General features: G+C 40.4%; 17 protein-coding genes, 1 other RNA gene and 1 pseudogene. 5 read left to right on the top strand and 14 right to left on the bottom strand.

What is annotated here, in order from left to right:
• The first annotated feature begins 1 nt into the window (after position 1).
• The gene (locus tag H6G73_RS21410) at positions 2-1,321 is read left to right on the top strand and encodes an MFS transporter (RefSeq protein WP_242034272.1); all 1,320 of its coding nucleotides are present in this window, start codon (positions 2-4) and stop codon (positions 1,319-1,321) included.
• A gap of 16 nt (positions 1,322-1,337) precedes the next feature.
• On the opposite strand, the gene H6G73_RS21405 is transcribed toward H6G73_RS21410, so the two are convergent.
• The 4 genes from H6G73_RS21405 to H6G73_RS21390 all read right to left on the bottom strand — a co-directional run bounded on the left by H6G73_RS21405 (position 1,338) and on the right by H6G73_RS21390 (position 5,359).
• Positions 1,338-2,126, bottom strand: coding sequence for an iron-siderophore ABC transporter substrate-binding protein (locus tag H6G73_RS21405; RefSeq protein ID WP_244997450.1), 789 nt, complete (start codon positions 2,124-2,126; stop codon positions 1,338-1,340).
• 197 nt (positions 2,127-2,323) lie between these two features.
• On the bottom strand, positions 2,324-3,130 hold the full coding sequence (locus tag H6G73_RS21400) for an ABC transporter ATP-binding protein (RefSeq protein WP_190608123.1): 807 nt from the start codon (positions 3,128-3,130) through the stop codon (positions 2,324-2,326).
• A gap of 160 nt (positions 3,131-3,290) precedes the next feature.
• Complete coding sequence (locus H6G73_RS21395; RefSeq protein WP_190608122.1) at positions 3,291-4,331, bottom strand: FecCD family ABC transporter permease; 1,041 nt, start codon at positions 4,329-4,331, stop codon at positions 3,291-3,293.
• Positions 4,328-5,359: a FecCD family ABC transporter permease gene (locus tag H6G73_RS21390; protein WP_190608120.1), complete on the bottom strand. Its 1,032-nt coding sequence runs from the start codon at positions 5,357-5,359 to the stop codon at positions 4,328-4,330. The genes H6G73_RS21395 and H6G73_RS21390 overlap by 4 nt, the downstream gene beginning before the upstream one ends.
• 528 nt (positions 5,360-5,887) lie before the next feature.
• On the opposite strand from H6G73_RS21390, the gene ssrA reads away from it, so the two are divergent.
• Positions 5,888-6,276: a transfer-messenger RNA gene (gene ssrA / locus H6G73_RS21385) on the top strand.
• A 65-nt stretch (positions 6,277-6,341) separates the two neighbouring features.
• On the opposite strand, the gene H6G73_RS21380 is transcribed toward ssrA, so the two are convergent.
• From H6G73_RS21380 to H6G73_RS21350, 7 genes are read right to left on the bottom strand one after another with little or no spacing between them, the layout of a single operon-like run.
• On the bottom strand, positions 6,342-7,709 hold the full coding sequence (locus H6G73_RS21380; protein WP_190608118.1) for an NAD(P)/FAD-dependent oxidoreductase: 1,368 nt from the start codon (positions 7,707-7,709) through the stop codon (positions 6,342-6,344).
• A 43-nt stretch (positions 7,710-7,752) separates the two neighbouring features.
• Positions 7,753-7,992, bottom strand: a complete 240-nt coding sequence (locus tag H6G73_RS21375; RefSeq protein WP_190608116.1) for a hypothetical protein — start codon at positions 7,990-7,992, stop codon at positions 7,753-7,755.
• Positions 7,993-8,035: 43 nt separating this feature from the next.
• Positions 8,036-8,704 carry a cytochrome c oxidase subunit 3 gene (locus tag H6G73_RS21370; protein ID WP_190608114.1) on the bottom strand — a complete coding sequence of 223 codons (669 nt, stop codon included), beginning with the start codon at positions 8,702-8,704 and terminating at the stop codon, positions 8,036-8,038.
• Between the two features lie 27 nt (positions 8,705-8,731).
• Positions 8,732-10,411, bottom strand: coding sequence for a cytochrome c oxidase subunit I (locus H6G73_RS21365; protein WP_190608112.1), 1,680 nt, complete (start codon positions 10,409-10,411; stop codon positions 8,732-8,734).
• On the bottom strand, positions 10,401-11,330 hold the full coding sequence (locus H6G73_RS21360; RefSeq protein WP_190608110.1) for a cytochrome c oxidase subunit II: 930 nt from the start codon (positions 11,328-11,330) through the stop codon (positions 10,401-10,403). Before H6G73_RS21360 ends, H6G73_RS21365 begins: the two co-directional genes overlap by 11 nt.
• A gap of 20 nt (positions 11,331-11,350) precedes the next feature.
• A complete protein-coding gene (locus H6G73_RS21355) occupies positions 11,351-11,956 on the bottom strand; it encodes a DUF2231 domain-containing protein (RefSeq protein ID WP_190608109.1) in 606 nt (201 codons plus the stop codon).
• Positions 11,953-12,471 carry a DUF2231 domain-containing protein gene (locus tag H6G73_RS21350; protein ID WP_190608107.1) on the bottom strand — a complete coding sequence of 173 codons (519 nt, stop codon included), beginning with the start codon at positions 12,469-12,471 and terminating at the stop codon, positions 11,953-11,955. Before H6G73_RS21350 ends, H6G73_RS21355 begins: the two co-directional genes overlap by 4 nt.
• Before the next feature lie 338 nt (positions 12,472-12,809).
• Between H6G73_RS21350 and H6G73_RS21345 the strand changes: the two are divergent.
• Positions 12,810-13,319: pseudogene (locus H6G73_RS21345) on the top strand (DUF7873 family protein); the annotation flags it as partial.
• A gap of 546 nt (positions 13,320-13,865) precedes the next feature.
• On the opposite strand, the gene H6G73_RS21340 reads toward H6G73_RS21345, so the two are convergent.
• Positions 13,866-16,472, bottom strand: coding sequence for an FG-GAP-like repeat-containing protein (locus H6G73_RS21340; protein WP_190608105.1), 2,607 nt, complete (start codon positions 16,470-16,472; stop codon positions 13,866-13,868).
• 547 nt (positions 16,473-17,019) lie between these two features.
• On the opposite strand from H6G73_RS21340, the gene H6G73_RS21335 reads away from it, so the two are divergent.
• On the top strand, positions 17,020-18,321 hold the full coding sequence (locus tag H6G73_RS21335; protein WP_190608104.1) for a glycosyltransferase family 4 protein: 1,302 nt from the start codon (positions 17,020-17,022) through the stop codon (positions 18,319-18,321).
• 220 nt (positions 18,322-18,541) lie between these two features.
• Here the strand turns inward: H6G73_RS21335 and H6G73_RS21330 are convergent, their stop codons facing one another.
• Together H6G73_RS21330 and mnmG are read right to left on the bottom strand one after the other, a co-directional pair.
• The gene (locus H6G73_RS21330; protein WP_190608103.1) at positions 18,542-19,777 is read right to left on the bottom strand and encodes a hypothetical protein; all 1,236 of its coding nucleotides are present in this window, start codon (positions 19,775-19,777) and stop codon (positions 18,542-18,544) included.
• 219 nt (positions 19,778-19,996) lie between these two features.
• Positions 19,997-21,940 (bottom strand): tRNA uridine-5-carboxymethylaminomethyl(34) synthesis enzyme MnmG, encoded by a 1,944-nt coding sequence (gene mnmG / locus H6G73_RS21325; protein ID WP_269468939.1) that lies wholly within the window; start codon positions 21,938-21,940, stop codon positions 19,997-19,999.
• A gap of 677 nt (positions 21,941-22,617) precedes the next feature.
• On the opposite strand from mnmG, the gene H6G73_RS21320 reads away from it, so the two are divergent.
• Complete coding sequence (locus H6G73_RS21320) at positions 22,618-22,884, top strand: CTB family bacteriocin (protein WP_206756243.1); 267 nt, start codon at positions 22,618-22,620, stop codon at positions 22,882-22,884.
• Positions 22,885-23,138 lie beyond the last annotated feature (254 nt).

Below are 23,138 nucleotides of genomic sequence, written 5' to 3'. Positions count from 1 at the left end.
GATGTCACAACCAACAAATCCAGCCAGTATGCGTAGTTTTCTCATAGTTTGGCTTGGTCAATTAGTATCTACCATTGGTAGCGGCATGACCGCTTTTGCAATTGAAATTTGGGCATGGGAAATCACAGGTAAAGCAACAACTATAACTCTAGTAGGTTTTTTTAGCTTACTACCCAGTATTTTGATTACCCCCATCAGTGGTGTAATTGTAGATAAATTTAATCGTAAACTTTTAATGATGCTGGGGGATACAGTTGCGGTGATCAGCACCATTATTATTTTGTTATTGCATCTCACTAATAATTTACAAATTTGGCATTTTTATCTGACAGGGGCGATTGTTGGTACTTTTAATCAGTTTCAATATTTGGCTTCTTCTTCATCGGTATCACTGATGATTCCTAAGCAACACTACACTCGTGCTAGTAGTTTAGAATTTCTATCTGGTTACGGCAGTCAAATTATTGCACCTGCTTTGGCAGGATATCTCTATACAGTTATTGGTTTTGTTGGCATTTGGTTGATTGATATCTCTACTTTTGCAATTGCTATTACTAGTTTAGTATTGGTCAAAATTCCTCAACCAATACCAAAAGAAAAAACGGAAAATTTAGCCAATATAGGGCAGGATTTAGCATTAGGTTGGCATTATATTAATCATCACAAAAGTTTACTAGCGTTGTTATTCATAAATTTATTATTTTGGCTACCCCATGACATTGGTAATTCTCTATATACACCAATGATTTTATCTCGCACTAATAACGATACTGTATTGCTGGGAAGTTTGGCTGCTGCGGCTGGTTTTGGTGGAGTAATAGGGGCAATAATTGTCAGTAGTTGGGGTGGGTTTAGACAGAAAATTAAAGGTGTTTTATGGGGGATGATAGGTGCTGGTATTAGTAAAATTATATTTGGTTTAGGGAGAACACCTTGGGTGTGGATTCCAGCACAGTTTTGCTCTTCTTTAAATTTTCCTTTGAATGGCAGTTCAGATAATGCAATTTGGCTAGCGAAAGTACCTCCTGATGTGCAGGGGAGAGTCTTTGCCACGCGATCGCTATTATTACAGATTGCTTCCGCGCTAGGCCATTTAATTGCCGGCCCCTTGGCAGATCAGGTGTTTACACCAGCTTTGCAATCAAGCAGTGTTTTGGTGGCTATTTTTGGCGGATTATTTGGGACTGGTACCGGTGCAGGGATAGGATTGTTATATGTGATTTGCTCATTGTGTATGCTGCTAGCAGGTTGGCTAGGCTTTTCTATCCCCGTGCTGCGAAAAGTAGAAACGATTATACCTGACTATGATGCAGAATCTTGACAATTCCATGATTAATTTATGTTGTTTGTAATAGATACTTAAATAAATCATCAACTATGGCATTAGCGGAGAGAATACTACCAAAAATCCAGTAACTAGAATCAACACTATAAACTCGTTGATTTTGCACCACATTCAGAGTTTGCCAAAGACGAGTATGTTGATATTTTTGAAATAAATCTTTAGCACCAGGGTCTACCGCTACAAATAAAACATCAGCATCCAATAAGTCTATACGCTCTAAATTTAAAATTACCAAAGTATCATCAGGATTTTTAATTAATTTGCTTTGATTATCTGGCAGTGAAAGACCAATTTCTTGTAAAATACTACCAGGAAAGGAAAATTGAGAACGAAACTCTGGCAGTTTTACACCACCATGAAAACGGCTAACAGACACTTTTACTTTATTGCTTTTATTTTTAATTAAATCCCCCAATTTCGCTAATTTTTGTTTGTATTCATCCAGTAATTTTTCTGCTTGTTTAGTTTTATTGACAACTGTAGAAATTTGTCGAAAAGAGTTTTGCCATTCAGCATGAATATATCTAAATTTAACCGTAGGTGCTATGCGAGAAAGTAACTGATAGTTGGTTGAACTCATTCCATATAAACTAATAATTAAATCTGGCTTTAAATCTAAAATCTTTTCTAAATTAAACTGGTCTTCCTTGCCAATGTAAGGTATATCAGCTATTTGGTTTTTGAGAAAACTAGATTTACTAGCTACGTAAGTAGTGTCAGGCATTCCTATAGGTTTTAATCCTAAGGCTATAACATTTTCCAAGGCAACTTGATCTGTCACAATGATTCGCTGTGGATTTAGAGGTACACAAGTTTCCCCTAGATCATGCTTAATTAATCGACATTCAGAATTTGAGGATATTTGATCTGGTAAAATACTATGACAAGCAATGCTTGTAAAACATGAAAAAAATACTACTAAAAATAGCTGCAAGCAGTAACAAATTTTTTTCATATTATTTCTTTCATTCTCATTTATTAATTAGACAGTATATTGACCTTGCCTTTACGTCCTATAGGTACACACATTGGTGTTCCCACAACTGGGTCAGATACAATACGACAATCTAAGTCAAAAACTTCTTTGACCATTTCCTCTGTCATGACCTCCTGAGGTTCTCCAGCAGTGAAAATTCTGCCTTGTTTGACAGCAACCAAATAATCTGCATAACGACAAGCCTGATTTAAATCGTGCAGCACCATGACAATAGTTCGTTCTTGATGCTGATTCAATTCATATAACAAATCTAAAACTTCTATTTGATGGGCTAAATCTAAAAAAGTAGTTGGTTCATCTAATAATAAAATATCTGTATCTTGAGCCAATGCCATAGCAATCCAAGCACGTTGTCTTTGTCCACCAGATAAAGTATCTAATGCTCTATTTGCCAAGGCTAACAAATCTGTAATTTCTAATGCTTGTTGGACAATTATTTCATCTTGTTCTGACCACTGCTGCAACCAATTTTGATAAGGATAACGTCCTTGTCCTACCAAGTCTTTGACTGTTAATCCTTCTGGTGCCACTGGATTTTGAGGTAATATTCCTAGTTGTTGTGCGACTTGTTTAGTAGAAAGATTAAAAATAGATTGTCCATCTAGATAAATAGCACCACCATAGGGTTTAAGTAATCTGGCTAAACCTCGTAATAAAGTAGATTTACCACAACCATTGGCACCGACTAAAGCACTAATTTTTCCGGGAGGAACTGCTAAATTGAGGTCTCGGATAATTGACACACCATCGTAAGCTAAAGATAGACCTTTGGTTGATAATCCTTTCATATTTATTCCCATTTTAAATGTTGATTGTTGACTGTTGTACGGGCGGGTTTAACTGACATATTTGTTTTCTGTGTGAAAATCTCACAGAACCTGCCTCTATGTACGGGCGGGTATAACTGATATATTTGTTTTCTGTGTGAAAATCTCACAGAACCCGCCCCTACTTCTTCCGATTACGAATGAGTAAATAGAGAAAATAAGGGGCACCGACGGCAGCGGTCACCACCCCACAAGGAATTTCGATAGGTGCAAACAGAGTTCTACCCAGGAAGTCTGCCACCACAACTAGCATTCCTCCTAATAATGCAGAGGTAGGAATCAATCCTTGATGATTTGTCCCTACTAACTGTCTGCCTAAGTGGGGTGCAATTAATCCTACAAAACCAATCATGCCCGCAGTGGCGACTCCTGAACCTGCTAAGGCTACACCCACTAGCACCAGTAAACCCCGTTGCCATTCCACAGGAGTGCCTAAACTTTTGGCTACATCATCTCCCAAATTTAAGGCGTTCAAATGTCTAGCTAATAGCAAAGCCATGGGTAAAAAAATGATTAACCAAGGTAAAAAGGAAAAGACTTGTTCCCAGGTACGTCCGTAGACACTACCAGCTAACCACACCAAAGCATCACTCACACTATATATATCGCCAAAGGTAATCATCAAATTGGTGAAAGCACCAGCGATCGCAGATAACCCCACACCCATTAAAATAAACAAAACAGGGGAACTACCATTGTTCCAAGCTAAGGAGTAAATTAACCCAGCCATCAATAGAGCACCGACAAAGGCTGACACAGGCACAGTGTAAATGGGTGCTAATGGAAAGAAAACAATGACTGAAACTGCTGCTAGACTTGCTCCTGCATTGATGCCGATAATCGCAGGATCAGCTAATGGGTTGCGTGTGATGCCTTGAAATATAGTCCCAGAAACAGCCAGTGCCATTCCCACCATAAAAGCAACCAGGGTGCGGGGTAGACGCAGGTTATAAATGACAAAAGCATGGTCTGGGTTGCCTGTATTTATACCCAATACGGTTTTGACGATATCTAAAGGAGAAATCGGATATTCACCTCGACCTAAATTCATCACCATCGCTACTGCCACTGTCACCGCCAAACATAGCAGTATTGGTGGCACACGGCGGTCAATCCGCAAAGATATGTTCTCGGAACGGATTACAAGCCAATCAGCCTTCATTTTTTTACCTTTGATTTAGCCAAGTAAATAAAAAATGGTGCGCCAATTAATGCTGTCATCACTCCCACAGGTAATTCCTGGGGTTTGAGTAAGACACGTGCTGCCACATCTGCAACTAACAGTAAAGTTGCACCGACAACCGCAGAGTAAGGCAAAATCCAACGATAATCAGCTTTGATAAAAAATCTCACGAGATGGGGAACTACTAAGCCAATAAAGCCGATTGGCCCAGCTAATGAGACGGAACTTCCTGCTAGCAAAACCACGCTAATAGCTGTTGTAATTTTGACCCAAGCTGTCTGTTGACCCAAGCCTTTAGCCACATCTTCACCCAGACTCATAGTTGTGATTTGTCTACCCAAGACAAAGGCGACGACTAAACCAACAACCACAAAAGGTAATACTGGCAATAAAATGTGGAAATCCCTTCCAGCTAAAGAACCAGCTAACCAAAATCTAATATCTTCTAAGGTGCGTTGGCTGACAATGAGAATAGCTGTAGTTAGAGAAGAAATAAGCGCAGTTAAGGCTGCACCTGCAACTGTCAAATTCAGTGGGGTTGCTCCTCCTTTTCCCAGAGAACCAAGGAGATAAACTGACATAGCTGTTGCGCCTGCACCTACAAAAGCTACTGCGGTTAGCACACCTAAGGAAGAGTTACCAAATACAAAAATTGTTGTAACTACAGCTAATGCTGCTCCTGATTCAATACCTAAAATGCCTGGATCTGCTAAGGGATTGCGTGTCAAACCTTGCATTAATGAGCCAGAAACTGCCAAGCATGAGCCTACGAGTAGAGCAATGAGCGATCGCGGTAATCTCACTGTCTGGATGACTAAATGTTCATAAGCACCATCAAAGTTGATAAAGGATTCCAGAATCTTGTCTAACGGTATATCTGCTGCACCTAAGGTAATACTATACACAAAGCAAGTTAGCAAAATCAGTGTACCTAGAATCAAACCCGCTAATGGCGATATTTTGGGTATATTCCAGTTCCTTGGTGATGCTGTGGTTGCTTTTGTCATGCTCTGCTCATCAATTGAAAAATATAATCATTTAGCTAAGGTAGTTTTAGCTTGTAAGGTTCACTGGTGGAACATATTAGTTGAGAATATTTATAAGTCAAGATAGGATTGACTTACAGGAACATTCCACGATAATTTCAGGACTAGAGTCTGATATTGGCTGAAAAGCTACAAGATTATACTTTATCCTTATTAGTAAATATTTTCAACTTACTGATAAATTTTTCACGAAGGAAAAGAAATTTTTAGCAAAATAGCTAAAATCAGTGGTTAGTTGCTACTTTTATGACAAAACCTGAAGAATAAGTAAAAGTTGTAACACATCATTCTGTGTTGCCCTACTTGCTACAGCAATATTGGAACCGACTTGTAGACCATCTCCATCTGTAAAAGGGTAGAGTCATGAAGTTTGCGATCGCGCTTCTGGATAAGCTGAAAATTCTATAATTTATGCTATGATTATGGACAGCTATGCTTTTTAGTTGTCACTGCCAAAACAGGGCACTATAATAGAAGTATGAACCACATGGGTCCGTAACGGTTTCGACAGGTTGGCGAACGCTACTCTGTGATTCAGGTCGAGAGTGAGTCGTCTCTCGGAAATACAAGGCTCGAAAAAAAAGTAAATGCGAACAATATCGTAAAATTTGCTCGTAAGGAAGCCCTAGTTGCTGCCTAATAGCCTCTTATAGGTCCGAGCGCTTCTAGTCTGACTCCGTTAAAGGCTAGAGGCTAACCCCAACGGATGCTCTAACAAGTATTCTCTGGTTGACTTGTTAGCTAAGACTTAATCAGAGCATCCTACGTTCGGGACAATGAACGATTCCCGCCTTGAGGGTCAGAAAGGCTAAACCTGTGAATGAGCGGGGGGTCAATACCCAATTTGGACAGCAGTTCGACTCTGCTCGGATCCACTAAAAATAACTCCAAAAATCCACTTACAGTAATTGCTGTAAGTGGATTTTTAGTTTCCAACACCCTCTTAGTCCCTCTTTTCTTCATCACCTAACATTTTTAATAATTTTCTCGCCACTAAAACACCCACAACTCCAGCACCCACTAATTCCACCGCTTGCACCACTTTGTCACTAACATCGTGAGAATCGATATGGTGATGAAAAATTTCTTCATCTAGCCATTCCGTTGCAGCTTTAAAGTCATGAATTGGTGTTGGTAATAATGTTAAATATGTGCCTTGACGAATTAAATGTGCAGTTTCACCAGTAACCTCAAAAACATTAAATAAGTTAGCAGCCGCATCATTTAAACCCAGTTTTAAGAGAGTCCCTCGAATATTTACTTTAGTTGGTTTGGGGTCTTCTCCGAGAGCAAGTGTTTTCAAATTTTGAGCAATATTCGCTCCTTGTTGATAGGCAACTTGGGCGGTAGGTGGTAGGGAAGTATCTTGAACATCTGCACAATCGCCACCTGCAAATACTTCTGGAAAGTCGAGCAATTGCATTGTGGGAGTTACTAAGAGACGACCATGATGATCTCGATTTTCTTGGGAAATTGGTAAGTTTTTGATTAAAGGATGGGTAGAAGTACCAGCAGCCCAAATTGTTGTGTGTGTTGGTAAGATTTTAACTTCATTATTGTGTTTATATTCAATAGCGATCGCCTGAACAGCAGTAGCTTCTGCCCCTGTAATAATTTCAATTTTTACACTACGTTTTTGTAGTTCCTGTTCAGCAATTTGGCGCAGTAAATCGTTAATATCGCCTTCTAAAATTTCTTGACCATGATTGAGGAGAATCACTCTAATTTCAGCCGGATTTCCTCCTAAAGCTGTATACCAATGGGGGAGAAAGTCTGCTAGTGTAGCAGCCATTTCTACACCACTAGGTCCACCACCAACTACGACTACAGTTAATAGCTTTCGGCGTTGTTCTATATCTTCCGTTTGGACTGCTTGGTGTAAACACTCGCGTAAGTGTTTATCGAGTGCGATCGCATCAGCTTGTGTCCAAAAAGGAAAGGCGTTTTCTTTTGCACCTTTAACATGATGATAGCCAGTAACACTACCCAGGGCTAATACTAAATTACTGTATTGGTAGGCATCACCAGAACCTAATTTTACTTGCTTTTGATACAGGTCTATAGATTGCACTGTATCTTGGACAAAAATCACGCCACTACCGTGAAGTAATTCTGCAAAGCGCGGTACTACTTGAAAGCTATCCATTTCGCCATCAAAATATTCATAAAGTAATGGTTTAAAACAGAAGCGTTCATTTTTATCAATCAAAATTACTGAGCGGAGATAGTGTGCATGAGCTAAATGTAATGCTGTAAATAATCCGGTAAAACCACCACCGACAATTACAGTTTGATAAACTGGACTGTTCATAAAAACTCTATTGATTATTGGGGACTAGAGAATGAGTAACTTGTTATATAAATAAAAAGAAAGCAATAAGAATTGCACTAATAAAAAAGGCAAAGATAATCGCATATTCAACTCGGCGACTCAACAAACCTACAGCAGCAATCAAGGCGATCGCTAGCCCAAAAATGCCAATGTACTGCTCTTTTTGTAACCCACGTGCAATCAGTTGATCTTGGTTTTTGCCTGGCGCTGGAGCTTCTTCCATTGACCGCGGAGATGGTAATTCTTGCGTTAGTAAATTCATCAAATTATTCCTATTATTCCTAAAATTTATTTTTTTAATCTTTTTATGCTGTCCACAAGTAAAGCAGTGAAAACAGAAAAACCCAAACTATATCAACAAAATGCCAAAACAAAGTGGTCGCGCTTGCACCAAAATGACCTTTATCGTAATTACCTGGAATGAAAGAACGAATCAGCATAATTACCTGGAGAATTACACCAGCAAGAACGTGTAAACCGTGGAAACCTGTTAAGAGGTAGAATGTAGAACCTACTAATCCGGTACTTAACCCAAAATCTAACTTACTCCATTCAATTCCTTGACTGATTAAGAAGAAAGTTCCCATACAAATTGTTATCAACCACAGCCAGCGAAATTTATTTAATCTGCCACGCTGAAGAGCATTTTCAGCCGGTTGAATTACAAAGCTACTCGATAGTAAAACTACCGAGTTAACAATCACAAGGGTAGATAATTCCGGACTGGAAATACCAGGTGGTAGCCAATTTCCTGAGTGTGTTAATCGCAAAGCAATGTATGTAAAGATAAAACTCAAAAAAATGATGCTTTCCGATAGTAGAAATACGACAAATCCGAAAATTGCTTTGCCATGATGGTCTTCAGCTTTACCACCACTACTAGGCAAGAATCGCTTGAGCCAAGTCGGTAAATATTTCCGCCACTTTTCAAAACGGATAGGACTTTCATCTATGTAAATAGTTCGACGGTTCATATATCAGTTATTGAGTATTAATGGTGATTATCTCTCCCATATTTCTCTACGCCTTTCTTCTTCTGACTCATTAGGTTCTATGACTGAATATTTAGGATCGCCGTAGTCGTAAGGTGGTCTTTTCACTACGGGAATCTCTGCAAAATTCTCCCGTGGTGGTGGAGAAGTTGTTGTCCATTCCAGTCCGGTAGCGTGCCAGGGATTATTAACTGCTCTCTGTCCGTATAATAAAGACCCCACCATGTTGCCAATAAAGGGCAGTGTAGATACTCCCAGTAAAAATGCACCTAAACTAGCAACAATATTCCATCCTTGATACTCTGGTTCATAGGAGGAAATTCGGCGTACCATTCCCTGTAAACCGAGGGGAAGCATGGGGAAGAATGTCAGGTTCGCACCAATAAAGGTTAACCAAAAATGTAATTTTCCCCAACCTTCGGCGTACATCCGTCCGGTAATTTTGGGAAACCAGAAGTAAATGGCGGCAAAGATTGCCATTGTGATGGTATTAAAGACAATGTAGTGGAAGTGTCCCACTATAAAGTAAGTATTGTGGACGTGAATATCAAACGGTACAGCTGCCAGCATCACACCAGTGACACCACCAAGCAGAAACATGGCTGCACCTCCCAAGGCGAACAGCATGGGTGTCTCCAAGTGCAGCTTACTCTTCCAAACTGTAGCCGTCCAACCAAATGCCTTTACACCAGTGGGTACAGCAACCAACATGGAAGTAAACATAAATAATATCCGCATCCAGCTAGGGGTAGCACTGGTAAACATATGATGCACCCATACGAAAATGCTAACGATGGCGATGCCTAAAGAAGCAACAGCCAATGAGCGATAGCCAAATAAAGGATTGCGGGAAAATGCTGGCAGAACTTCGGCAAAAATACCAAATGCTGGTAATGCCATGATGTATACTGCGGGGTGGGAGTAGAACCAGAAGAGATGCTGGTAAATGATGGGGTCGCCATTCTCTAAGGGTTTAAAGAATTGTGTGCCGAAATTGAGATCAAATAACAGCAATATCAATGCACCAGTGAGAGAAGGTAAATTCACTAGCTGCAACAACTGGGCGCTGAAAACTGACCAAACAAAAACAGGCATTCGGAAGAAGGTCATACCTGGGGCGCGCATCCAAAAAATGGTAGAGACAAAGTTAACAGCCCCCATAATGGATGAGATGCCGATAATGACTAAACTCAGAATCCAAATAAATTCACCGTTAATTGGCTGACCAGGCGGAATTTGCAGACTAATTGGCGGATAAGACCACCAGCCTGATTGTGCTGTACCATTGGGAAGAAAGAAGCTAGATAGTAATAAAACACCCGCTGGTGGAATCATCCAAAAAGAGATAGCGTTGACCAGAGGAAACGCCATATCCCGCGCTCCCAACATCAATGGTACTAAGTAGTTAGCAAGACCTGCATTAAAGGGGATAATCCATAGAAAAATCATGATTGTCCCGTGCAGGGTGAATAAGCCGTTATACAGAGGACGATCTAGCAAATTTGATGGCGGTGTAATCAATTCAGCGCGGATGAGCATCGCCAAAAGTCCACCAATCAAGAAGAAAATGAAAGTCGTTACCATGTACTGCACACCGATCACCTTATGATCAGTGTTGAAGCCGAAGTAGTTTTTCCAGTTATTTTCTGGCTCGGTTTGAGGTGTTGTTTCTAAAGAGTCATGTGTCATTAGTAACTTTCCTTTGGCGGGCAATAACCTCTTGATTGGGCGCGATAGTATACCAACCACTCTTAAATAGTGTTTTTGGCGGTTGATTATATTCAGCAATTGCTTGATTTTGAATAGTTGGAGGTTCTTGTTCCGCTTGGGCAAGCCACTGGTGATATTGTTCTAGAGATTCAACCTGTACATTCGCATCCATCAAAGCAAAGTAAGTGCCGCTAAATAGAGCATCTTTGAGTGTGTATTTACCTATACGAATGGGTGTCACTACAATCTCAATGTCACGTCCAGGGACAACATACTGCTGTAAGCGAAAATCAGGGACGTAAAAACTATGAAGTACATCTTGCGCGTGCAGATTTAGGCGAGTGCGAAAATTGACAGGTAAGTGTAATTCAGGACTGATAACATTATTGGCATAGCGAAAAGACCAATCCCACTGCTTGACGAACACATCTACGGTTTCTGCCGCAGGTTTAGGTGGTTCATCAATTGATACAGCTGATACGGCATAAGCTGGTTGAGATTCCCAAGGTGTAAGCAAATGCACAATTTGTTGTAAACCCAAAATATTTAATTGCTGATAAATATTGAGTCCTTGGAAAGCTAGCCACAACACTAATACAGTTGGCGCAGCCGTCCATAAAATTTCTAACTTGATATCTCCTCTAGATGGATGTCCTTCACTGTAATCATTAGCAGGTGCGCGAAAGAATAATATTGAAAATAGCATCATCCCCACAAGCCCAAGTATAATAAACGCACCAATTGAGACTAAGAAGCTAAATAAAGCATCTACTTTTTGCGCTTCTTCTGTAGCTTCAATAGGCATCCAAGCGTAAGCCTGCTGACCAATCCAATGACTAACAACGAGCAGTACAGCAATAAAACCAGCTATTAACAAATATTCTAAAAATTTAGACATAAAATTTGCTAAATTTTCCTTTATTTAGGTAATAAATTTGGATTGGCACTATCTTGGATTAACTGAGCAGCAGTCACATGAATACCAAATTCTCCGCCTAATTGCCCTCCTAAAGTTCCGTGAATATACAAAATACCCAGCATAGCAATGCCTACCAACAAGTAGCCCCGCTGCACCTGTATGACAGTATCTTTACGCCAGTGGTAGCGTTGCAAACCTCGCCACACCGTCATAGCGACAATCGCCCCCAACAACACCACACCACCCAAGCCATGTAACAGCATTGTCCAAGAGGCATTTAAGCCCCAATCACTCTTTTGATTAATTGGTGGGTTGGCTAGTAGTAACTCGAAAAAACCAAATCCAACGGTGAAAAAAGTCACAACAGCAGCCCCTAGTAGGTTGTACCAGCCAACATCAAAGAAGCCAGAACGAATGGCAGTTAAACCCAAGAATTTAAAGATGGGTTTCTCTATGGGAAAAATAGCTCCTGCTATGTCAAATAAGATGGCAATGATAAATAAGCCTAATGTTAGATGCACCAATTTTGGGTGCATAGGGATTTCGTAGGGCAATCCATTAACGCCTAATCTCAGTCTTAATTGCTCAATTAGTTGGGAGTTCATGGTGATATGCCTTGCCTCATAGCTTCCACAACAGGCTCAACGTGCAATCCGTAGACCCAAAACAGCTTACTTCCTAGATATACTTGCAATAAAACTAGACAAACTAAGAATGTGGCAACGCCGAGGTATGCGGGAGACAGTTTGAGGGGGTTGCGATCGCGTTTCGACCGCAGTAGGCGATCGCGAATGACAAATCGCCAAGCAGTAATTGCTGCCACCATCGCTCCCAAAGACCAACCCATAACAGTGTGAAAATTCAATGTAGGCTGGACGGCTGGGTAAATGTTCGCCAGACCGGCTTCCAACTGCCCAAAAATGATCGCCACAAAAATAGCGATCGCTGCCACAAACATATTCCAAAAACCAACCTCTAACAAACGCACATTGTGAGCAAAATAACCCACTACATCACAAAAAAAAGAAAACAACACCATTGCAATTACAAAATGCACAATGATGGGATGAATTGGGTCAGGATATGGCAGATTCTCACTATTTAACTGTAGAGCCAGCATGAAGCTCTCCTAATAATAGGATTTCTTTAGGAATAAGCTAAAAGTTATAGAAAAAATCACAAACATACAAAAATACAAATTGCATGATGATTACTGGTAACTAATAAATACAAAATTAGCTATATAAAACACATCTTTCTCAAGATTGAGATTAAAATTTAGGGGTTACGCGCAAGTTACGAAATAATAAACCACGAAGGAAAGGAAGGAAAGAGAGTTTCAGAAATATTTTGCGTAAGTCCTGAAATTGTAATTACTTAGATTTATAAATATTAATAAAAATCTCGTGTTTTTTCTTAAGGAGGCGATTTGAAAACTAGACTTTACATAAACTATCAGAACTATTTAATATTGCCGCAACACAAGACTGGGGCAATACCCAGGCTAAAGCAGACATCATTGTAGGAGAAACTACCCTTTTACGCGATGTGCCTGTATCTTATCTGTTATTCTTGGAAAAACAATTGCAAGATATTAAGACTTTTATCCAAGCTTTACCTGTGCAAGATATTACAGAGGTTTGGATAGAGAATAATCAACTGGATTGTTATTCTACAGAAGCTAAATACACAACCAAAACTAAGCGAATTACTAAACCAGTTGTGTTATATGAAGCAACCAAAGAACATCCAGCACAGGTTAAGGAAGTCTCGGAAGATATCCCGGAAGGTCAGTGGAAAACTGTAAAATTCACTGGAGCTATTACACGCTCCCAGCAAAATGAATTGCTGAAAAAAGTGGATAAATTGAATCGTGCTATTATCTTTGCCCGTGAAACTGCTAACTCAATTGAAGTGGAGAAAAAAGACGTAGCAACTCCTATTTTTTCTTATCTTTTTGATATATAATGGTTTTGAATTGAGTTTAAAAACAGCGTTAAGTGTGCGGTTCAAGTCCCACCTCTCCGCTCAATAGTTACGGAGAGTAGCCCAACTGGAAGAGGCACGCTATTAGTCTAATTTTTAGCTTTAGACTATCATTCAAGCTCAAGCTAAAATAATTGCGGCTAATGTCAATCGCTTGCATCAGGACTTTGTTGCGTGGGTTCAAATCCCACTTCCGGGGCTTATCCCGGAGTCGTCTAGCGGAAGGACAACTGGTCTAAATGTGAATGTAAGCAACAGGAAATCAAAAAATTAGTTGGCAGTTTTTACCTAATTGGTAAAGATATAATACCCAGGAGATCGGCAATTTCTCCTGGGTTTAACATTGGCGTTGTATAATCAAAATATTAATTAGAGTGAAGTTAGTGGATTAAAGGTAATGGGTGAAGAGTGACCAATGACAGTGTAGCCTTTTATTGTCTCAGGATGGAAACTATCCCCTGTTTGTCAATACCCCTCACCTGAATCCTTACCCTACCCTAATATCTATGTGCAGTAATTTTCAGTTGTTTAAGCTGTGGTTGTGAAGTTTACTTGGACGATGAGGTCATTAAAATCTTTATCACCACCATTCATCATGTCTTCAAAAGCAAAGATATTATCACCCAGCATCCGCACATGATCTATACCATCAGAATTAGCTCCTAAAAATGGGAAGAATACAGCCGGATCATTATTAGGATTGTTATCAAAAAGGGCTTCAGGTTGGCTATTCACAACGATAAAGGGGACATAAATAAACCCACCTTGTAAGGTAGTGCTTAAAGACATACTACTTTGGTTGTTGACCGTTAAGTTAATATCTGCAAGACGTGAACCCACTGCTGCTTGCATATAGCCAGCTTGTCCCGGTAGCAGGTCAACTTGCCCATCATTATTAGTATCTATTCCACCTTGGGCATTGAGTACCCGATAAAATCCACCAAAATTGTTATATGAAGCTTCCCGGCTAAATGTAAATTCAGCGTTAATCTCTCCTGAAGTATTACGTAAATCAATCACTTCTCCTTCTGACTGAGTTTGCAAACCTGTTCCCAGCGGAGAAGTTTGATCAGTGGGTTCAATATTAATAGCGATATCTTGAAAATCAATATCTTGGTCAGAATTATCATCCCAAGATAGGGAAAATCCACCATTTTCTAGCTGGTTGATTTGTAGATTAGAAATGCTGGGGAAAAGGACATTGCTAATATCAATCAGTTGAGATTCTAGCGCATCTAGAGAACTACCAGGAATTAAATAAAATCTCACATAAGTGTTGGGATTAAATGCCAAGATGCGACAGAAATTTTCTAGGCTAAATCCATTAGGAACATTATTGATGGCAGAAAAAATAATTTGGGCACGTTCTAATGCTGCTTCTGCATAACCTTCTGCACCAGGAGCCATGCCATTAATATTACCATTTTGATCATCAACTATAAATAAACCAAATTCACTGACTTGATTAGAATTATTACCGGTGAGGCTAATTTTCACGGTGGCTTTATCACTACCACCGCGAATGTTAAAGACATCATTGCTGGTATTGCTGACTTGTACAGGAAATACACTATTATTTAATAGTACAGAAACGTTGTTACTGTCACCGTTAGCTGTTGCTAGGTCTGGCTTGCCATCGTCGTTAAAGTCGCCGACGGTTAAGGAATTAGCACCATTACCAATAGCAAAGTTAGCAGCATCAGCAAAATTGCCAGCACCATCACCAATTAAGACAGAGACGTTATTGCTATCGAAGTTTGTTGTTGCTAAATCAAGATTACCGTCACCATTGAAGTCACCAGTGACAATGAGGGTGGGACTAGTACCAACATTAAAATTCTTTTTAACAAAACCTGTACCTTCAGCTATGAGGACGGAAACGTTATCACTTTCACTGTTGGCTGTGGCTAAATCTAATAGTCCATCATTGTTGAAGTCACCGGCAACTACAGAGTTGGGACCAGTTTCCACGTCAAAGACAATTTCGTCGCCAAAATTTCCAGTGCCATCTCCTAGCAGAATAGAAACATCATTGCTTTCGCTGTTGGCTGTAACTATATCCAAATTGCCATCACCATCCAGGTCGGCAAGAGTGACAGATGCAGGTAAATCTCCCACAAAAAAGGCATTGGGAGGGCTAAATAAACCTGTGCCATTACCAAGTAGGACGGAAACATCACCACTGACATAGTTGGCTACTACTACATCTAGGTTGCCGTCTTTATTTAAGTCGGCTATTGCTAAGGATGAAGGTGCAACAGAAGGGTCAACATTGCCACCCAATAAAGTAAAGGTGGTAGGTAGACCAAAACTACCAGTACCATCTCCTAGTAGCAGGGTAATGCTGTTGCTATTGAAGTTAGTGACGATTAAGTCAAGGATGCCATCTTCATTGAAGTCTCCTTTAGCAATGGCTGAGGGAGTAATACCTGCGATGAAGTTGGAGGGGGAACTGAAGTTGCCTGTGCGATCGCCCAACAATATACTGATGTTATTACTACCACTGTTGGCTACGGCTAAATCTTGTTTGCCATCACCATTAAAATCACCAGCTACGACGGAAAAAGGCTTAATATCAGCGATGAAGTTTTTGACTTCGCTGAAGGAGACTAAAAGTCCCGGATAGGTGGCTTGGACAGACTCAGTGATAGCTAAAGTGCTGGAAGGAGAGCCAATTTTGGTTTCTAATTCCCAGTGACCTTGACCAATTTTGCGGGCAGAAGCAGCAATATGGGCTTTGGTGATTTGGTGTAGTTGTTGTAAAAATCCTTGACCGCGCTCTCCTAAAGCGACTTCACAACCATAAATGAGAATATCTGTGGTTTGCCACTGTTGTAGTTGCTGGCTATAGGTGTGGAGATTTTCTAAATTGAGCGTGGTGCTACCCAGTTTTAAGCTGCCGGAACTACCATGAGCAATTAACTGAATGCTACTGACAGCACGATTTTTGAGAATTTCACTAATTTGAGTAATGCCATCTTCTTGGGGATGGAGAGCGATCGCTTCTGCTGTAGGTAAAATCCCCTCTACTAGTAAATTATAGTCCTCAATTCCTGCATCGATAAATACAAGGATTTGTCCATTTGCTGTTGTAGCTGTTTCTGGCTGTAAAAGTGAGTCAAGTATAATAGTCATCGTTATTCAGGAATATTCCCTGAGGTGAAAGGTTGACAATTAATCACTGCCTTGGTAAATAGCAATATGACTCTCACTTAGCCAGCACAAATTGACTGCATTATTGAAACATGCAGTTCAACCACAGATGTGCAACGGCCGTTACAGCATTCTTATATTTCTTTCCCAAGCCTGAGACCCGTAATTTTGTTCATTCAGAACAAAATTGATTAACTCCTAACCAGAGACACCCCTAATTTGTTTGCCATCTTGGATGAGGTAAACAAACGACAACAATGAAGTGAGAGTAATGTGCCGTTACATCGGCAGCAGTAGAGGCTATGTTAACCTGACCACCCCCACTAGGTGTATGCCATTTTGGCAAATTGTTTTTTAAACTGCACTGAGCAGATGGGAAAATGGAGCTACCGAGATGGATAAATAATTAGTCCATAAAGATTATAGATATAACCTTAGTGAGCCTCAAAGTCTTAAACATCAAAGGTTCAACCCAAATTGACAGGTTAGTCTATTAAATACAGTAAGGGTTTCCATATCATTTACATTTATGAACAGCATTACTACCACTCCCAAGCGGATATTATTCTTACACCCCAACTTTCCCGCCCAATTTCGCCACCTAGCTACGGTTTTAGGGAATGATCCTAACTTTCAGGTGGTGTTTGCTACTAACCGTAATGATGTAGAAATTCCTGGCGTTTTTAAAGCTATTTATAATCCTGCCCGCGCAGCATCACCGCAAACACATCACTATATTCGCAATTTAGAAAATGCCGTTCTCACTGGACAAGCAATTTATCGCATCTGTCAAGAACTAAAAGCCAAGGGTTTCATTCCCGATATCGTTTATGGGCATTCTGGATGGGGCCCCACCTTATTTATTAAAGATATTTTCCCCACAGCCGAATTAATCTGTTATTTTGAATGGTTTTACCATGCCCACGGCACAGATGCCGACTTTGACCCCAGCGACCCGATGACACCTAATGATGAATGTCGCATTCGGATCAAAAATGCACCCATCTTAATTGATTTATACAGTTGCGATCGCGGTTTGGCTCCTACCTACTGGCAGCGTCAACAATTTCCCCCAGAATTACAAAGCAAAATCAATGTTATCCATGATGGAGTTGATACTAATTTCTTTATCCCCAAACCAGGAGCAAAATTAGTTTTACCCCGCATCAATCTTGACCTTTCCCATGTTTCCGAATTAGTCACCTATGTGGGACGAGGAATGGAACCTTACCGTGGTTTTCCTCAGTTTATGGAATCTGTAGCCCTCATTCAGCAACGCCGACCTAACTGTCATGTCGTGGTAGTTGGAGACGATAGAGTTGCCTACGGTAAACAACTACCAGAAGGTCAAACCTATAAGAAATTAATGTTAGAAAAACTATCTTTAGATTTATCGAGATTACATTTTACAGGCAGTCTACCCTACATTGAATATCTGCAAGTTTTGCAAGCTTCTTCTGCCCATATTTATTTAACCCGTCCCTTTGTTTTATCTTGGTCAATGTTAGAATCTATGGCGGCTGGATGTTTATTAATCGCTTCCAAAACAGACCCTGTATTAGAAGTAATTCAAGACGGTGTTAATGGCTTATTAGTTGATTTCTTTTCACCTGAAGAAATTGCCAAACGAGTAGACGAAGCCTTAAATTACCCAGAACAAATGCAGAAAATCAGAAATAAAGCCAGGGAAACTATTTTGCAGAATTATGATTTAGCAAAACTTTTACCGCAGCATTTGGAATGGATGTTAAATGGTAAAGAAACAGAAAGCCAGAAGAAGCGGACTAAATCAAAAGGTTTTGCTGGCAATAAAGAATGGATGAATTTGTAAAAATGTAAAAAACGGTGTGTGAGTATGCCTTAATTAATCCAGGCGATTTATAGATGATCTGGAATTGATGACTAAGATTTTGGCATTGCTGATCAACATAATGAATGATGGAAATCAACATCCAAAAAAACACAAACGCTAATTTTATAACGTCTGCAAAAATATCAATTCATTTTCTCATTCAGCAATGCCAACATTGACTTAACCATAAACCCGGATTTTATAACTTTTGTCCAGCATAAATAGAGCGTACCTCTCCATTGCGCCGGATAATAGCTTCTCCCTTACTTACCTCCACTAATGTCCAACCACTGGCACCAATGCTTTCCCCTAAGTTAATTCGACGAGTCACCCCGTCAATTTTAAATAAGGCCGCAGATTTTTGCCCCAATTCCAACAAACCCTCCAACTCAGCTGAATACTTGGGTAGGGTAGGTTGTACAGCCGTTGTCGGTGGTAATGGTGCCGCAGTGGGCATTTTGGGTTGTCCTATGGGTAAAGGCTGGGACTTGATAGCAGCTGGTTTCACCATTGCCAAAGGATTTTTACCCACACCTACATTTTCTACTTTAGGTTTGTTTTGTACTGGCTGATTCTTCACAGGTTGGGGTAATGGCAACGTTGAAGATATGGAAGCAGGTAGGGCAGGTACGGGTGGGATAGGATAGCGCATTGGTGGTGGCGCTTGATAGACAGGAATATAAATCCGCTCTACCACGTTTGTAGACTGTCCAGGAATGGGAATTGTATTGTTAGCAGTTAGGGGTGGTGGCAGAGTCCCTAGTGATTGAGTAGTTGGTAAAGCTAGGGCATTCTTTTGATGGAGATTCACATCAGGAAATCCAGTTTTTCCAGATGTTTGATGATTACTGCTTCCTGGTTGGTCTATCACCTCCAAAGCTGCCAGCATATAATTAACCAGTTCTGCATTGGGGTTAGGCTGATTAACTGCTGCTCTTTGGGTTTCTGGTGCTAGAAGAGTTTGATTACTCCAGTTAGCAGAGATGTTAGTAAGTGACCCCGACTCTGTTAGATAAAGCATCCCCGCCATAGCCACAGTAATGCTGGCTCCCAGAATCAGCAGTTTACCCAAACCACTATTTTTTGGCTCAGCGGCTCTTGTAATTGCTGTGACGGTAGCAGGTTGTACTACCAGGGCCATGGATGGAGAATCAGTGGCTGATGAAACTTGCTGGACAGAAACTGTTTTGAGGCTGCCATTAACGGTAGTTGGTAATACAACTTCTGGAAATTGTACAGAAGCGGCGGATTTACGTACAGTTCTGGTTGCGGGTTGAGTAGAATGTTTGACTCGCCCCTCAAGAATATTGTCAATATCAACAAAGAGTTCATCCATTAAGCCTTCGGCATAAGTTTCTATTGACCAAGGCTCGTTGGCGCTCAACTCTTCTGATACTTCCGAAACGATAAGATTGCTGCTGGCTTCTGGTATCATAGGCGTTCTGGGTTGTGGCTGCAAGAATGGGGAAACTACACCCCTACTGCCTGGAAATCAAAAAGTAGATGTAAAAACAAATAACCAATCACCCATTCCCAAGGGAATGAGTTGATGCAACAGTGGTATTAAATTCTACTCTGATTTGGAAAGGGTTGATGATGTTAGTTTAAAAAACTATGTCATCGATCATACCGATCCCATTATTTTATAGTAAACTCAACCAGATTGAGATGGAGTAGTTGCTAAGGCTGGAAAGTCTTGCTGGCTTTGGTTTTTACGAATTTCCAAATAAATCAACAAGGCGTTAATATCCGCAGGGTTGACACCACCAATGCGGGCTGCTTGGCCTATAGTTAAGGGTTTGACTTTGGAGAGTTTTTCCCTGGCTTCTTTAGAGAGGGTATCAATGGCGGTGTAATCTAAATCTGCTGGTAGGCTGCGGTTAGCTTGACGAGCAACTTGTTCGATTTGATTTTGTTGTCTGGCTAAATAACCAGAGTATTTAATGTCAATTTCTGCACCTTCTCTTTCGGCTTGGCTGAGGGTAGGATTACCTAGTCCATAGCGGTTGAGGTCAAGGTAATGGAAACCAGGCCGACGTAGTAAGTCTGCAAGGGTGATTGAACCTTTGATTGCTTGTTGAGTATCATGAGCGATCGCTCGGCCAATTTCGTCATGTTCTTTAATTCTGGTAGCATAGAGCCGTTCTTTCTCTGCGGCAATTTGCTCTTGTTTACTAGTAAATAAATGCCAGCGGCGATCGTCTATTAAACCAATTTCTCGACCCAAAGGTGTCATTCTTTGGTCAGCATTATCAGAACGCAGTAGTAACCGATACTCAGAGCGACTCGTGAGCATCCGGTAAGGTTCCCGCAAATCCTTAGTACACAGGTCATCCACTAAAGTACCAATGTAACTTTGCTCACGGGGGAAAATAATCATTTCTTGCCCACGCACAAACCGCGCAGCATTAATACCCGCCACTATCCCTTGGGCAGCAGCTTCCTCATAACCGGTGGTGCCATTAATTTGTCCAGCACAGAATAACCCTTCCACCTTCTTTGTCATCAATGTGGGGTAACACTGGGTAGCAGGTAAATAATCATATTCCACCGCATAGGCAGGACGCAGCATCACACAGTTTTCTAAACCAGGCAGACTCCGCAACATGAGTAATTGCAGAGTTTCTGGTAATCCAGTAGAAAACCCTTGGATATACAACTCAGGAATATCCCGCCCTTCTGGTTCAATAAAAATTTGATGACTGTCCTTATCAGCAAATCGAACAATCTTATCTTCAATACTCGGACAATAACGCGGCCCCTTAGCTTCCACCCAACCACCATAAACAGGGGACAGGTGTAAATTCTCCTGAATTAAACGGTGGGTTTCCTTGGTTGTCCTGGTCATGTAACAGGGGATTTGTTCTCTTTCTACCCACGCTTCTGGGTCGAAACTAAACCAGCGTACTTCTTCATCCCCTGGTTGAATTTCCATCTTGGAGTAATCAACAGACCGCTTATCTACCCTTGCCGGTGTACCAGTCTTTAATCTGCCGGTTTCAAAACCCAAACGGTTGAGGGTTTCTGTCAAACCCACCGCTGCAAATTCACCTGCCCTACCTGCGGCCATTGACTTATTACCCACCCAGATTTTGCCACCTAAGAAGGTACCTGTGGTGATGATTACCGCTTTGCATTGGAAGGCTACACCAAAGTAAGTTTCTACGCCAATCACTTCATCATTAGCGCCTAAGACCAAATCTGTCACCATGCCTTCGCGAATTGTCAAGTTGTCTTGATTCTCGACAATTCCCTTCATGATGGCTGCATATTCACGCTTGTCTGTTTGCGCCCGTAATGCCCAGACAGCTGGGCCCCGTGAGGAATTGAGGATGCGTTTTTGTAAAAAAGTGCGATCGGCCATTTTGCCAATTTCTCCACCCAAAGCATCTATTTCATGGGTTAACTGAGATTTGGCAGGGCCACCCACAGCAGGGTTACAAGGTTGCCAAGCGATTTTATCTAAATTAAGTGTCAATAACAAAGTCCGACAACCGAGACGAGCAGTAGCTAAAGCCGCTTCACAACCTGAGTGGCCAGCACCGACAACAATTACATCATAAGCATCTTGAAATTCAACAGAATTGTGCATAGTGATAAGCAATTAAAAATAAAGAATTAAAACTTTAAACAGCTAGTAGCAGTTAGTATTTTAGCTGATGTGAGTATGGAATGTAACTTTTCAGTCTCTTATCTACAGAAGAACTGATTGAGGCTTACTTGCCGATTGTAGCGGATATCTGTATTGGCGTTGCCTGAACACATTTTGAATCACTATCTCAGCCGTTACAGCTTGCAATTGCATAATTCAATTCAAACCATAATATTGATTGGCATATTTGTGATGCAAGCTAGATGCAGCTATCCTATCACTTTCTCGAGTGTGCTTAAAAACTAGTGCTAAATCTTAGTTATTTTTCCTGTTTATACATTTTGGTAATGTGGATATACAAAAATGATATCCTGTAGGCAATAAATTTATATTCAAAATCAGAATCTTTGAAATATTTATCCTGTAGAAAATAAATATTATTGTTTCATGCTCAATACATGCTTTCTCTCTATAGCAAATAAGTAAATTTATATCATGTATTTTTCAGAAAAAATATTGACTTTAACCAGAGTCGTATAATTCTTGATTTAGCAAAGAAATGTGCACAAATTGAAAATGACTTATCTATTGAACTTCCCTTATCTTATTAAACAAGCAGGCAGTTGAGTCGCTAACACAGCAATCAACAAGCCGCGATTAACTAAATTCCCACGAAAACAACGATGAATTTAAACATGTCATCTTCATTGTTTACTGAATTGTCTGTTTCAGAACAAGAAGTTATCGCTGGTGGACTTTCTCAAACGATTAATGCTAGTAACTTTCTGAGTTCCTTTGAAGGTTTTAGCTCTACCACTAACTCTAATGCTCATGGTACTTCTACACAAACTACTGGTGTAAGAGATCAGAGATTCTCATCTGGAGTTAGTGCTGTGACTTTCGGTGCAATTCTTGGGATTCCCATTTTACCTTTCCCAACTTTTGCATAAATTTCTGCGCTGAAGTTAGCAGGTGGTATTTATCTGGATAACTTAACATCAATAATTAAGTATTAAGTAGGCAATAGATGTAGGGTTTTATCTTAAATTAACTCTAATTAAAATCAAAATATTTGCTTAACTTAGGCTTAATTATTGATATGTTATTCCTCCACCTGCTGAATATCACAACAAAAAACCTACCTGAAAATATCAAGGAATTTAATCATGTCATCTCAATTGTTTACCGAAGTATCCGTTGCTGA

Origin of the sequence: Richelia sinica FACHB-800 (assembly GCF_014698825.1) — a bacterium.
Lineage (GTDB): Bacteria > Cyanobacteriota > Cyanobacteriia > Cyanobacteriales > Nostocaceae > FACHB-800.
The sequence above is the reverse complement of the archived record's forward strand: the minus strand, read 5'-3'. Positions and strand labels throughout refer to the sequence as shown.